Here is an 11,955-nt window from a genome sequence, read left to right as displayed (position 1 = left end):
CGGGCCGGTGCGTCAGGCGGCGACCGGAATGGGGTTGGCGATCATATCGGCGTTGAACGCGTTCACCATCGCGTGTTCGCCAGCACCCGGATTGGCGCGCACTTCCTTGATCGCATCGACCACGATTTCCTCGTCGTCGCTGGCCAGCTTGGTCATGATTTCCGCGATAAAGGCATCCAGCGGCATGGCGCGCGGATCGTCGCTTTTGTGGATCAGGTCGGTATTCACCCATGGCGGGGCGATTTCCTGCACCCCGACCGTGGTGTCGCGCAACATGAAGCGTTGTGAGAGCGCAAAGCTGTGGATCGCCGCCTTGGTCGCGGAATAGACGGCATTGCCCGCCAAAGGCACATAGGCGAGCACCGAGCTGTTATAGAGGATATGCGCGCGTTTCTGCCGCTTGAGATGTTCGATCAAGGCAGAGGTCATCCGGATCGGCCCCAGCAGATTGGTCGTGACGATCTGCTGCGCGGTTGCATCGTCGATGGGGCCCGAAGGATCGTCGAACGGCATGATCCCGGCATTGTTGACCAGCACGTTCAATGCCGGAAAATCGCGTATCAGGGTTTCTGCCGCGCTGGCGATGCTGGCGGGATCGGCAATATCCAGCCGGATCGCTTCGATGCCCGGATTGGCACGCGTCACCTCGTCCAGCAGGGTCTGCCTGCGGCCCGAGACGATGACGCGGTTGCCCAGCCTGTGGAATGCTTCGGCAAGGGCGCGGCCGATGCCCGATGTGCCGCCGGTAATGAAAATCGTGTTGTCGGTCATTTGCATGGGATATTTCCTGCTCTTTTCGTGGGGGATCGTGTGTCAGGCACGGGCGAGATAGCGCGCGCCGGGAGTCGCATGGGCGAGATTGGCGGAGATCAGGCGGCGCTGCGCCTCGAACTCGTCCCACATCGCGCCGTCCTGCAGCGGCGGAATGGTCACGGTCTCACCCTGGTCGAAACCCGCAAGGGCGGCATCGACCATGGTTTCGACCGGCATGGCCAGCGGGCTGGACGCATAAGCGCCATGGCCCGCGATTTCCCAGAATTCGGTCGCGGTTCCGCCGGGCAGAACCGCCTGCACCCTGACGCCCTTTTGCGACAGCTCGTGCGCCATCGATTGAGTCAGGGTGAGGATGAAGGCCTTGCTTGCGCCATAGACGCCGTTGAGGATTTCGGGCGCGATCGCGACAATCGACGCGATATTGATAATCGCGCCCGTTCCGCGTCCGGCGAATTGCGGCGCGGCGGCATAGGCCAGTCGCATCGGCGCGGTGACATTGACGTCGATCATCAGCTGCATGGTTTCGACATCGCTGTCGAGCAGCGGCGCCACCGCCCCGAAACCTGCATTGTTGACCAGCATCGAGATGTCGGAATTTTCGCGCAGGATCCGTTCGATCCGGAACAGATCGCCGCCATCGGCAAGGTCGGCCGACAGCGTTTCGACGGGCCGCCCCGTTTCCAGCGATATACGCGCGGCCACCTGTTGCAGGCGATCGAGATTGCGGGCGACGAGGATCAGGTCATATCCGCGCCGGGCGAGCCGGTCGGCATAGACTGCCCCGATCCCGCTGGATGCGCCCGTGATCAGGGCCGTGCCCTTGGAAATGGTCATCTCTGCTTCCTTGATTTGGCCGTAACCGGCTGTTCTGCATGGCAGGTCGATCGTCGCAGAGCCTCGCCGCGTGAACAGGCATACTCTGGTAGGGACCGTCACGACCTTGGAAGGCTTTCGACGGCGGAGACCGTGCAGGCGGCGATGGCACCACACCAAGGTATCGGTGCGCGATAACTGCGTTGAATGGTGACGGCCGGGCCCGCCGGTCATCCTTCCCCTGTCAATTCACGACCGGAGGAAGCCATGCTCAGCCTGTCCGCACAGCCCGTTCCGCCCCGCCTTGGCCATGCGGCGGCCACTTTCGCCCTGTCCGCCGCGACATCGCGCGCGGGCCGGCCGCATTCGCAATGTATCGTTCTGATCGATGCGCAGGCGCAGGTGCTTGCCCATGCCAATGGCGCCAGCCACGACAGCAATGCGGGCGCCTTGCTGTTCGACAGGGCATGGCAGGCAGCCGCCCTGTGCCTCGGCATAGAGAATGTCGGCTGCGAGCATGCCCCCGAACTGGCCGAATGCCGCCATTGTGCGGATCAGGGCCTGCCCATTGCGCTGCCGCTCTATCGCGGAGACGTGCTGTTGGGGGCGATCGGCGTTGCATCGGACCATGCCGCCGACAATGCCGGAATTGCCGAAGCCGGGCGCGCCGCATTGTCCCGCCATTTCGCGGGAGCAGGACGGTGAGCGCGCTGCAAACGATCCTGCCCGCGCTGGACGAGACGCCGGTATTTGCCGTCGGCGACGCGGTGCGCGTGCTGAACCGTGCGCCGATCGGTCATTACCGCGTCCCCCTCTATCTGCGCGGCCATAGCGGCACGGTGGTGAAGATCATCGAACCGACCATGATCGACAACGAGGAGGAGGGCTTTGGCCGCAACGCCGGATCGAAACGCCACTACTACCGCGTCGCTTTGCCGCTTGGCCGGTTATGGCCGCAATATACCGGCGCGCCGGGCGACGAGCTGCATGTCGAGATTTTCGAAAGCTGGCTGGAGCGCATCCAATGACGAATCCGCAAGACCATGGCCACGACCACCCGCATAATCACGGGCACGATCACACGCCGATCGAGATGGTCGACGTCCCCGGCTATTACGAGGTGATGGAAACGGCGGTGCGCGAATTGCTCACTGCCAAGGGCCTTATCAGTGCGAATGACATCAGGCACCAGATCGAGGTGCTGGATTCGCGTACCCCTGCGCTGGGTGCGCAGGTCGTGGCGCGCGCATGGACCGATCCCGCGTTCAAGGCCCGGCTGCTGGCCGACGGCCGCAAGGGGTGCGAGGAGCTGGGCATCAGCTTTTACGACGATACCCAGCTGATCGTGCTGGAGAATACCGAGACCGTCCATAATCTGATCGTATGCACATTGTGCTCCTGCTATCCGCGTCCGGTGCTGGGCCTTCCGCCCGACTGGTACAAGCTGAAGCCCTATCGCGCCCGCGCGGTCAGCGAACCGCGCAAGGTGCTGGCCGAATTCGGCACCGATATTCCCGATGATGTCGAAATCCGCGTCAGCGACAGCACGGCGGTCGTCCGCTATCTGGTCCTGCCGCGCCGTCCGCAAGGAACCGAGGGCTGGTCGCGCGACGATCTGGCCGCCATCGTCACCCGCGATGCGATGATCGGCGTGATCCCCGTCACGACAGACCGGAAGGCGGCGTGATGGCGACCGGAGATTTCGTCAGCCGCCTGCCGAACGATATCGGCGGTTTCGAAGCCGGCAGCGTCGGACGCGAGGAGCACGAGCTGCTGCCTTGGGAAAAGCGCTGCCATGCGCTGGCCGATGTGCTCGACTTCAAAAAGATCATCAACACCGAGGAAAAGCGCAAGGGCGTTGAAGCGCTGGGCGAGACGCTGATCGGCAAGCTGCCTTATTACGAGCGCTGGATCGTCGCATTTGCCAATATATTGTTCACCAAGGGCATATTGACCCCGACCGAGCTGGCCGAAAAAATGGCGCAGGTCGAGGCGCGTTTCGCTGATGCCGAGCCGCCAGACGGCACGGACGTGGCGGATTAGTCGTGCCCGGCGACGAACTCTCCGCTGCCGTCGCACCCTTTGCCGGCGATGCGCCCGAGGGGCTGGTCGCGCGCATCAGCGATGCGGCCTTGGCAGTCACCTGCGCAAGACTGGACGCGGCGCTGGACGCGCGCGGCATCGTGCCTTTTGCGCGGATCGACCATGCCGCGCTCGCCCGGCAGGCGGGGCTGACGCTGGGGCCTGCGATGGTGGTGATCTTCGGCAATCCGGCGCTGGGCACTCCGCTCATGCGCCTTGCGCCGCTGCTGGCGATCGACCTGCCGCTCCGGCTGCTGGTGTGCGAACAGGATGACCGCGTTCTCATCGCCTATACCGATCCGATGTGGCTGGCCGGACGTTACGGTCTTTCCGCAGAGCATCCGGTCTGGGGGCAGATGGCCGAAGTGCTGTCGGGCCTGACAGCGCATGCAGCGGGTTTGGCCGGATGAAGGGCCTGCTGGCAGCCATGATTCCCCGCGATCGTCGGGGGCGTCGCGGCGCGGCCTTGCTGGCCATTGTGCTGGCGCTTCTCAATCTGGGGGGCTGGGGCTGGGCACTGGCCCTGTTTCACGACCGTCCCGCGCTGATCGGGATAGCGGTGGTGGTCTATGCGCTGGGACTGCGCCATGCGGTCGATGCGGATCATATCGCGGCGATCGACAATGTTACCCGCAAGCTGGCGGGGCAGGACCGGCACCCCGTTTCGACAGGCTTCTGGTTCGCCGCAGGCCATGCCAGCGTGGTCCTGCTGGTGACGCTGGTGGTGGCGACAGCCGCGCAAAGGCTGGACATATTCCGCGCATGGCAGGACACGGGCGGCACGGTCAGCATGGCTGTTTCGGCCTTGTTCCTGCTGTTGGTCGCGGGCATGAACTTCGTCATCCTCGACGCAACATTGGGGGCCTTGCGCTTGCACCGTGCGGGCGGCACCGTCGATGACGGCGCGCTCGACCTGATGTTCGCGGGGCGGGGCCCGCTGTCCCGCCTGTTCCGCCCGCTGTTCGCTGCCATCGACCGCCCATGGCAAATGGCGCCGCTGGGCTTTCTGTTCGGTCTGGGCTTTGACACCGCGACAGAGGTTACCCTGTTCGGGCTGGCTGCATCGCAGGCGGGCGACGGATTGCCGGTCTATGCGATACTGGTCTTTCCCGTGCTGTTCGCGGGCGGCATGGCGCTGGTCGATACGGCGGACGGCATGGTCATGGCGGGCGCCTATCGCTGGGCGGCGATCGATCCGCTGCGCAAGCTCTATTACAATATGACGATCACTCTCATGTCGATTGCAGTCGCGCTGTTCATCGGCGGGGTCGAACTGGCCCTGCTGGCCATTCGCCTGTTCGGGATTGGCGGCCCGCTGGCGGCGGCTGCGGAGAGGGTCGGCGACAGTTTCAACCTGCTGGGCTTTGGCATCATCGCCGCATTCGCACTCGCCTGGCTGGTCTCTCATCAACTTTACCGTCGGGCGGGCGCCATGCCTGCCGTTCATCCCTGAAACAAAAGGATTTCTTATCATGCACATGATCGATTGGAACGGATATCGCGACCAGATCCTCGCCGGTGTCGGCGGGCTGGGCAGGCTGACGCCCGATACGACGCGCGGCTATGCGATGCTGGGCGGGGCGGGCGCCAAAACGGCCCGCCTCGACGCCAGAACGCGCGAGCTGATCGCGCTGGCCTGCGCGGTTACCCTGCGCTGCGACGGATGCATCACCGTCCATGCCAAGGCTGCCTTGGCCGAAGGGACGAGCGAGGTGGAAATCGCCGAAGCGCTTGGCGTCGCGATCTCGCTCAATGCCGGTGCGGCGCTGGTTTATTCGACGCGCGCGATGGACGCGTTCGCCGCGCTTGAGGATTGATTGAAGCCCGTAACGGAGAAGGCCGATGACGCGAACTGTTGCCGATATTATCGTTGAAACGCTGGGCGCGGCGGGCGTACGCCGCTGCTATGGCGTGCCGGGCGATACGTTGAACCATGTGACCGATTCCATCCGGCGCAGCGGCATCCGCTGGGTTCATGTGCGACACGAGGAAGCGGGCGGTTTCGCGGCAGGCGCGGATGCGATGCTGACCGGCGAGCTGGCCGCTTGCGCCGGATCATGCGGTCCGGGCAGCCTCCATTTCATCAATGGCCTGTTCGAAAGCCATCGCAACCGCGCGCCTGTGGTGCTGATCGCCAGCCAGATCGTGCGCGACGAGCTGGGTTTCGACTTTCCGCAAGAAGTCGATTACCGGCAGGTCTATGGCGCGTGCAGCGTCTTTTGCGAGGAGATCCGCACGCCTGCTCAGGCCCGCCGGATGACAGCCATGGCCGCGCAGGCCGCGCTGGCAAAGCGCGGCGTTGCAGTATTGATCGTGCCCGCCGATATTTCCGCCGCGACGGCCCCCGACCAGCCGCCTTTCGCCGTCCACCGGTCCCGTCCGGTCATACGGCCCGCCGAAGACGAACTCGACGCGATTGCCCGCTTGCTGGCGGGGGGCGACAGGATCGCGATCTATGGCGGATCGGGGTGCGAGGGCGCGCATGACAGGGTGATCGCGCTGGCCGATGCGTTGAAGGCACCGGTCGCGCACACGTCGCGTGCCAAGGATTTCCTTGAACACGACAATCCGTTTCTGGTCGGCATGACGGGGGTATTCGGTTCCGAAGCCGGCTATCACGCGCTGACCGCTTGCGACACGCTGCTGTTGCTTGGCTGCGATTTCGCGTGGCGGCAATTCTATCCTGACGATGCGACAATCGTGCAGATCGATATTGACGCAAGCCATATCGGCCGCCGCCATCCGGTATCCCTGGGCGTTGCGGGAGACATCGGCGATACGCTCGATGCCCTGCTGCCTCGCCTTGCCGTGCGTAGCGACCGCGAATTTCTGGACGAATGCCTGGGCCATCACCGCGACGCGCTGGCCGCGCAGCGCAGGCATGCCGTGGCCGACGACAGCCGGGCCATCCACCCGCAATTCCTGACCGAAACCATTGCGCGGCATGCGGATCGCGATGCGGTCTATGCCGCCGATGGCGGCTCTCCGATGGTGTGGGTGCTGCGCCATGTACCCGCGACCGGCGCGAACCGGACGGTGGTATCGCTGACGCACGGGACCATGGCCAATGCCATGCCGCAAGCGCTGGGCGCGAAGGCGGCATTCCCCGACCGGCAGGTCATCTCGCTTTCGGGCGATGGCGGTCTGGCCATGTTGCTGGGCGATCTCCTGACGGCGGTGCAGGAAGATCTGGCGGTCAAGATCTGCGTCTATGACAATAGCTCGCTGGGCTTTGTCGAACTTGAGCAGAAGGTCGAGGGGTTGCTCGACAGCTATACCGATCTGAAGAACCCCGATTTCGCCCATGTCGCGCAAGCGATGGGCCTGTGGGGCAGGCGGGTCGAGCGAAGCAGCGATCTGGAAGAAGCCGTACGCCAGTGGCTCGCCGAACCGGGACCTGCCTTGCTGGATGTGGTCACCGACCGGTTCGAACTGGTGATGCCGCCCAAGGTCGAGGCCAAGCAGGTGTTGGGAACGGCGCTCTATTCCGCTAAGGCGGTATTGTCAGGGCGCGGCGGCGACGTGTACGAGCTGGTGAAAGGGGCAGTGAAATAGGGGGCGGTCAAGCCCCCTGTTTCGCGTTCAGCCAATCCGCTGCAGAACCTCCAGTTGTAGCGGTTCGGCAAGCAGTTCATCGAACCGTATGACAAGCCTGCCCAGATTGGGACCAGCGGCATGGGCATCGAGTGTCGCCTGATTTGCCCAGACTTCGTACATGATCACTTCGCCCGTTGCGCCCGTGCCGCCGGTTCCGCCCTTTGCGACATGCGGGATATAGGCGATGCATCCATCCTCCTGGAGGACGTCGTCCACGATCGAGAGCACCGCATCGGCCAGCGCCGCTGCCTGCCCCGTTTTGGGCACCAGCCGTGCAACCAGGCAGATTTCGCATTCGCCTGCGTTTTCCCCGTTCGCGTTCATGGCCGGCCTCCGCGCGTCAGCAGGACGGGACCATGGCCGATATGGACGCGCAGCAACTGATACGGTGGCTGGCGCAGGTCGGTGCCATGATGGAAGCCGGGCTGGCGATAAAGCTGGTTCGCCGTGAAATAGAGCCAGCCGTCGTCACCCACCGATAGCGTATCGGGCCACAGAATCCGCGGGTCGCTGGCGATGGTCTGCCACGAACCAGCGGCGAAACGCCGGATCGTGCCGTTCTCGTAATCGCCGGCATAGATATTGCCCGCATTATCCTCGGCCAGCCCGTCGGACGGTGCTTTCGGACCAAGATCGCGGATATGCGCGGCTATCGTCGCGTCGTCGACCGCCGGATCGCGCAGCAGGGCCGTGGGGACCGCATAAAAGTGGCGGCTGGACAAGGCGCAGTAATACAATGTCTTACCGTCCGGCGAGATGGCGATTCCGTCAGTCGCGACCAGCCATGGCGAGGGCGCGCCCTGTGCCGGACGGTTCAGCAGGGGCGAACCCTCGACCAAGGGGGTGAAACCGGGGTCCGGCATGGTGCTGGGATGGCCCGAGATGCGGCGCAGCGCCCTGCCGCTGGCAAGATCGACGACGATCAGCCCGCCGGGCCCCTTGATCGAACTGTCGGTAATATAGGCATAGCCGCCTTCGCCTTTTTCAAGATCGAAGCGGACATCGTTGAGATAGGTGGTCGGCAATACGACATCCGGCCCCAGAACAATGGTGCGCACGACCTTGTCGCTGGCCAGATCGATCGCGACCAGCTTGGCGCCGCCACTGACCGGCGCGGCAAATCCCGGCGCGCCGGTGTCGAGCACCCACAGGCGGTTCGCGCCATCGGCGACCACGCTCTGCACGCTGACGAAATGCGCGGCGGGATCGTCGGTCCCGTTCCGGTTCATCGCGGCATCGGGATAGGCATGCACCGAACCGTCCCGCAATTCGCCCAATGCAAAGGGGGGATCGTCGCCCCATTGCGGATAGTTCAGAAAGATGCGCCCGCCCGGAGCGACGGTCACGCCGGTCGGCATGGCACCGGGCAGGTCGGCAACGACTTCGACGGGCTCTTGCGCCGGATTGCCGGCGCTCGCCGGCGCGGTGATGGCCGTGCCTGCCAGCATGGCCGCGAGAAATATGGAACGGATCACAAGGATTCTCCTTCGCAGCGCCCTAAAACCCTTCGAGGACGGTCTTGCCGATCGCCCTGCCGCTTTCGGCAAGCCGGTGTGCCTCTTTCAGATTGGCGGCGTTGATCGGCCGCAGCGTTTGCGTGCGGGTCGTGCGCAGCACGTTTTCGTCCACCAGATGCGCCACTTCCTGCAACAGCCTGTGCTGTTCGATCATGTCGTCGGTGCCGAACATCGGGCGGGTGAACATCAGCTCCCACGCCACGGTAATCGATTTCCGCTTCAGCGGTACGATGTCGAAATGGTCGGGATCGTCGATCAGGGCGATATGACCCTGCGGCGCAACGATCTCGGGGAACAGCGGCAGATAGCGGTCGCTGGCGGTCAGTCCGGCCACGTAATCGACCTGCGCATATCCGATGCGCGAAAGTTCGCTGTCGATGGGTTGATGATGGTCGATAACGTGATGGGCACCCATCTGGCGCACCCAGTCGACCGTTTCGGTGCGTGAAGCGGTCGCGATCACGGTCAGGCCGGTCAGGCGTCGGGCCAGCTGGATCAGGATCGAGCCGACACCGCCCGCGCCATTGATCACCAGCAGCGTTCCACCCGTTCGCTTGTGGCCATAAGGGACGCGCAGCCGTTCGAACAGAATTTCCCAGGCGGTGATTGCGGTCAGCGGCAGCGCGGCTGCATCGGCCCAGTCCAGCGTGCGCGGCTTGTGCGCCGCGATGCGTTCGTCGACTGCGTGGAACTCGGCGTTGGTGCCCTGACGCGTGATGTCGCCAGCGTAATACACCTCGTCACCCGGCGCGAACAATGTCACCTCGCTGCCGGTTTCCTCGACGATGCCGGCTGCGTCCCAGCCCAGAATTTTCGGATCGCCATCGGTCCGCGCGGCGCTCGCGCGGACTTTGACATCGACCGGATTGACCGAAACGGCCTTGACCCGAACCAGAATGTCGCGCGGACCCGGGCGGGGGCGCTCGATTTCGAGATCGAGTAGCGCATCGGGACGATCGATGCTTCCGGCGGTGTGATATCCGACTGCTTTCATGGAAAATACCTCCTGCTAAACTGGTTTCCTGCAAGATCGGACATGCATTTCGCTTTAGGTATGGCTGCAAACGACTGACGCTCATTCATCGATGTATGGCGGTGTCTAGCCGGGCAATGCATCGATCTGGCGCAGGAAGGTCAGATTGTCTTCCAGATGCCAGTTGTCGGTAATCCGGCCGTCGCGCACCCGCACGATATCGGTGGCGATGAAATCGACCGGCTGGCCGTGACCGGACATGCCATCGAAACGGCCGGTGAAATGCCCGCTAAAGCGCAAATGCGAAACGACCCTGTCGCCGACGACCAGTCGTTGCACAACGGTGACTTTCAGATCGGGAACGGCCTCCAGAAAACCGGCAGAGGCGACGGCGGGACCGGTCGGCCCCTGCGGCCGTCCGTCTGGAAGCGTGTGATCGATGAAATCGGCACCGATCGCGCGGTTCAGCAGGACAGGGCTGCCATTGGCCCAGAAACCGTAGAATGCGTCGACCGGCGCCAGAATGGCGGCCAGCGCCTCGTCATCGATGGCAGTGGAAACGATCATCTCGTGCGGGCGGGTCATTTCGATTGCATCGGCATCGGGCAAGGTTCCCGCCAGGGCTGGCGCAGCACTTGCGGCAATGATGGCAATGGCGGCGGAATATATTATGCGGGTCATGGGGATGCTCTCCGTTCTGGAATGGGGCAGGGCCGACAGGGGCAAGCGTTCGTCACCCTTGCCGATCGGGTCGGTCGCGGGATGGCGTCTGGCCCTTTGCCGGCGAGGCGGCGGCCGAAGGGACCGGTGCGCCGATGAACTGTTGCGGGGCGGGCGGGTCGCTTGCCGGAAAACTGTCTTCCAGTGCGGCGTCGAGCAATTGCTCGCGGTGGCGGCAAAGCCGGTCGGGGTCGTTACCGGTCATGATGCGGGCTCCAGCGGTACGGACCAGATGGTCAGGGGACGGCGCAGTTTCGATACGCCCTTTTGAAACAGGGGAACGCGGTCGATCTGCGCGGCGGGCATCCACAGCCGGTCGGCATCGTCGATGAACATGGCGTCGACCCAGTGGAGCCGCGGATCGGAGACGAGTGTTTCGACACGGCCATCGGGACGGCGCACGCGGATCGCATCGTCTGACAGATCCGAGAAATAGAGATTGCCGGCTGCGTCCATGGCCGTGCCGCCGGTCGGCGGCAGGTCGGCAAAGGGTTCGACCGCGCGCGCAAGCTCTGGCGCAGCAATTTCCGGATCGTCGAGCAGCCGCGTCGGGACACGCGACCATGGCCCTGCCAGCGGGCCGAACAGCAGCCAGCGCCTGTCGGGCGTCAATTCCATCGGATCGGCATGAACAAGCAGCGGCCTGCCATCGGGGCCGTCGAGCGTGGCGCCATCGACGCGGATTGCCCGTTCGGGCCGCGCGGTCGTCGACCGGTCGCCATCGAGCACGCGGCGCGCCTGTCCGGTTTCGAGATCGAGTACGATGATCCCCGGATTGCCTGCATCGGTCAGATAGGCATGGCGACCGTTGAACCGCACATCGTCGACATAGGAACCGGGCCTTGCGATATCGGGCGCGAAACCGATCACGCGGGTAACCCGCGACGTTTGCGGATCGATCCGCACCAGCTTTGCACCGCCGGGCAGAGGGCCCCCGCCGAATTCCGGCGAACCGCTGTCGACTGCCCAAAGGCCGCCATCCGGGCCCAGTCGCAGAGCGTTGATATTGACGAAGCTGCGGGCCGCGTCCGCGCCCGCCCGCCACTCGTTCCATTTGCGATCGGGATAGGGGGTCGGCACGCCGCGGCGAAGGCGGGTCAGCGCCGCGCCCGTGTTACCCGCCCAGCGCGGTCCGGCGAGATATACCGATCCCTTGTGCACGACCACCGCGTTCCACACCGCGCTGTCGCTTGTCGCCTCGCTTTGCAGGCGCACCGGTTCGGCAATCGCCTGTCGCGGCATCTGGCTGGCAACCAGAAGCGCCGCGCCGCCGATGCATGCGGTGCCGATCAGCCATTGCCGCAACCGCGCGTTTGGCCGCTTTGCCGGTATTCGCATCATCTGTCTCCTGCGGGGAAGGGGCCGTCCGGTCGCGGATCGGCTTGCTGCACACCGGCATGAAACAGCGAAAACCCGCTCGCTCTCAACCTATACGTCGGGCGGTGATCCTATCGACTCTGGCGCAGTTTCGCTGCCTGC

16 protein-coding genes are annotated in these 11,955 nt (G+C 64.4%); 8 read left to right on the top strand and 8 right to left on the bottom strand.

From position 1 onward, the window contains the following. Nucleotides 1-12 precede the first annotated feature (12 nt). Together LOZ74_RS10775 and LOZ74_RS10770 are read right to left on the bottom strand one after the other, a co-directional pair. Complete coding sequence (locus LOZ74_RS10775) at nt 13-777, bottom strand: SDR family oxidoreductase (protein WP_230291220.1); 765 nt, start codon at nt 775-777, stop codon at nt 13-15. Nucleotides 778-813: 36 nt separating this feature from the next. Beyond that, the gene (locus tag LOZ74_RS10770) at nt 814-1,608 is read right to left on the bottom strand and encodes an SDR family oxidoreductase (RefSeq protein ID WP_230291219.1); all 795 of its coding nucleotides are present in this window, start codon (nt 1,606-1,608) and stop codon (nt 814-816) included. A gap of 246 nt (nt 1,609-1,854) precedes the next feature. Between LOZ74_RS10770 and LOZ74_RS10765 the strand changes: the two genes are divergently transcribed. From LOZ74_RS10765 to LOZ74_RS10730, 8 genes are read left to right on the top strand one after another with little or no spacing between them, the layout of a single operon-like run. Then, nucleotides 1,855-2,292, top strand: a complete 438-nt coding sequence (locus LOZ74_RS10765; RefSeq protein WP_230291218.1) for a hypothetical protein — start codon at nt 1,855-1,857, stop codon at nt 2,290-2,292. Next, on the top strand, nt 2,289-2,615 hold the full coding sequence (locus tag LOZ74_RS10760) for an SH3-like domain-containing protein (RefSeq protein ID WP_230291217.1): 327 nt from the start codon (nt 2,289-2,291) through the stop codon (nt 2,613-2,615). The genes LOZ74_RS10765 and LOZ74_RS10760 overlap by 4 nt, the downstream gene beginning before the upstream one ends. After that, complete coding sequence (gene nthA, locus LOZ74_RS10755; RefSeq protein WP_230291216.1) at nt 2,612-3,274, top strand: nitrile hydratase subunit alpha; 663 nt, start codon at nt 2,612-2,614, stop codon at nt 3,272-3,274. The genes LOZ74_RS10760 and nthA overlap by 4 nt, the downstream gene beginning before the upstream one ends. Next, complete coding sequence (locus tag LOZ74_RS10750) at nt 3,274-3,630, top strand: SH3-like domain-containing protein (RefSeq protein ID WP_230291215.1); 357 nt, start codon at nt 3,274-3,276, stop codon at nt 3,628-3,630. Before nthA ends, LOZ74_RS10750 begins: the two co-directional genes overlap by 1 nt. A 2-nt stretch (nt 3,631-3,632) precedes the next feature. Next, nucleotides 3,633-4,079 (top strand): DUF302 domain-containing protein, encoded by a 447-nt coding sequence (locus LOZ74_RS10745; protein WP_230291214.1) that lies wholly within the window; start codon nt 3,633-3,635, stop codon nt 4,077-4,079. Then, the gene (locus LOZ74_RS10740; RefSeq protein WP_230291213.1) at nt 4,076-5,122 is read left to right on the top strand and encodes a HoxN/HupN/NixA family nickel/cobalt transporter; all 1,047 of its coding nucleotides are present in this window, start codon (nt 4,076-4,078) and stop codon (nt 5,120-5,122) included. The genes LOZ74_RS10745 and LOZ74_RS10740 overlap by 4 nt, the downstream gene beginning before the upstream one ends. 19 nt (nt 5,123-5,141) lie before the next feature. Next, nucleotides 5,142-5,486, top strand: coding sequence for a carboxymuconolactone decarboxylase family protein (locus LOZ74_RS10735; protein ID WP_230291212.1), 345 nt, complete (start codon nt 5,142-5,144; stop codon nt 5,484-5,486). Between the two features lie 25 nt (nt 5,487-5,511). Further along, nucleotides 5,512-7,224 (top strand): thiamine pyrophosphate-dependent enzyme, encoded by a 1,713-nt coding sequence (locus LOZ74_RS10730; RefSeq protein WP_230291211.1) that lies wholly within the window; start codon nt 5,512-5,514, stop codon nt 7,222-7,224. A gap of 27 nt (nt 7,225-7,251) precedes the next feature. On the opposite strand, the gene LOZ74_RS10725 is transcribed toward LOZ74_RS10730, so the two are convergent. From LOZ74_RS10725 to LOZ74_RS10700, 6 genes are all read right to left on the bottom strand, one after another. Beyond that, on the bottom strand, nt 7,252-7,590 hold the full coding sequence (locus LOZ74_RS10725; protein WP_230291210.1) for a putative quinol monooxygenase: 339 nt from the start codon (nt 7,588-7,590) through the stop codon (nt 7,252-7,254). After that, nucleotides 7,587-8,741: a major royal jelly family protein gene (locus LOZ74_RS10720; protein WP_230291209.1), complete on the bottom strand. Its 1,155-nt coding sequence runs from the start codon at nt 8,739-8,741 to the stop codon at nt 7,587-7,589. Before LOZ74_RS10720 ends, LOZ74_RS10725 begins: the two co-directional genes overlap by 4 nt. 22 nt (nt 8,742-8,763) lie before the next feature. Beyond that, nucleotides 8,764-9,777, bottom strand: a complete 1,014-nt coding sequence (locus LOZ74_RS10715) for a zinc-binding alcohol dehydrogenase family protein (RefSeq protein WP_230291208.1) — start codon at nt 9,775-9,777, stop codon at nt 8,764-8,766. Nucleotides 9,778-9,882: 105 nt separating this feature from the next. Continuing rightward, entirely contained in the window at nt 9,883-10,437 is a 555-nt protein-coding gene (locus LOZ74_RS10710) for an ester cyclase (protein ID WP_230291207.1), read from the bottom strand. A 52-nt stretch (nt 10,438-10,489) separates the two neighbouring features. Continuing rightward, nucleotides 10,490-10,681 carry a hypothetical protein gene (locus LOZ74_RS10705; RefSeq protein WP_230291206.1) on the bottom strand — a complete coding sequence of 64 codons (192 nt, stop codon included), beginning with the start codon at nt 10,679-10,681 and terminating at the stop codon, nt 10,490-10,492. Continuing rightward, nucleotides 10,678-11,817, bottom strand: coding sequence for a major royal jelly family protein (locus LOZ74_RS10700; protein ID WP_230291205.1), 1,140 nt, complete (start codon nt 11,815-11,817; stop codon nt 10,678-10,680). Before LOZ74_RS10700 ends, LOZ74_RS10705 begins: the two co-directional genes overlap by 4 nt. Between the last annotated feature and the right edge of the window lie 138 nt (nt 11,818-11,955).

It is taken from the genome of Croceicoccus sp. Ery5, assembly GCF_020985325.1.
Taxonomy (GTDB): domain Bacteria; phylum Pseudomonadota; class Alphaproteobacteria; order Sphingomonadales; family Sphingomonadaceae; genus Croceicoccus.
Note: the sequence above shows the minus strand (reverse complement) of the source record. Positions and strands in the feature narration are given on the sequence as shown.

Bases quoted from the DNA above. Each gene is read 5' to 3' on its own strand.
- LOZ74_RS10770 (WP_230291219.1), bottom strand. From the start codon at position 1,608: ATGACCATTTCCAAGGGCACGGCCCTGATCACGGGCGCATCCAGCGGG.
- LOZ74_RS10710 (WP_230291207.1), bottom strand. From the start codon at position 10,437: ATGACCCGCATAATATATTCCGCCGCCATTGCCATCATTGCCGCAAGT.
- LOZ74_RS10750 (WP_230291215.1), top strand. From the start codon at position 3,274: ATGGCGACCGGAGATTTCGTCAGCCGCCTGCCGAACGATATCGGCGGT.
- nthA (WP_230291216.1), top strand. From the start codon at position 2,612: ATGACGAATCCGCAAGACCATGGCCACGACCACCCGCATAATCACGGG.
- LOZ74_RS10725 (WP_230291210.1), bottom strand. From the start codon at position 7,590: ATGAACGCGAACGGGGAAAACGCAGGCGAATGCGAAATCTGCCTGGTT.
- LOZ74_RS10740 (WP_230291213.1), top strand. From the start codon at position 4,076: ATGAAGGGCCTGCTGGCAGCCATGATTCCCCGCGATCGTCGGGGGCGT.
- LOZ74_RS10705 (WP_230291206.1), bottom strand. From the start codon at position 10,681: ATGACCGGTAACGACCCCGACCGGCTTTGCCGCCACCGCGAGCAATTG.
- LOZ74_RS10735 (WP_230291212.1), top strand. From the start codon at position 5,142: ATGCACATGATCGATTGGAACGGATATCGCGACCAGATCCTCGCCGGT.
- LOZ74_RS10715 (WP_230291208.1), bottom strand. From the start codon at position 9,777: ATGAAAGCAGTCGGATATCACACCGCCGGAAGCATCGATCGTCCCGAT.
- LOZ74_RS10775 (WP_230291220.1), bottom strand. From the start codon at position 777: ATGCAAATGACCGACAACACGATTTTCATTACCGGCGGCACATCGGGC.
- LOZ74_RS10765 (WP_230291218.1), top strand. From the start codon at position 1,855: ATGCTCAGCCTGTCCGCACAGCCCGTTCCGCCCCGCCTTGGCCATGCG.
- LOZ74_RS10730 (WP_230291211.1), top strand. From the start codon at position 5,512: ATGACGCGAACTGTTGCCGATATTATCGTTGAAACGCTGGGCGCGGCG.
- LOZ74_RS10700 (WP_230291205.1), bottom strand. From the start codon at position 11,817: ATGATGCGAATACCGGCAAAGCGGCCAAACGCGCGGTTGCGGCAATGG.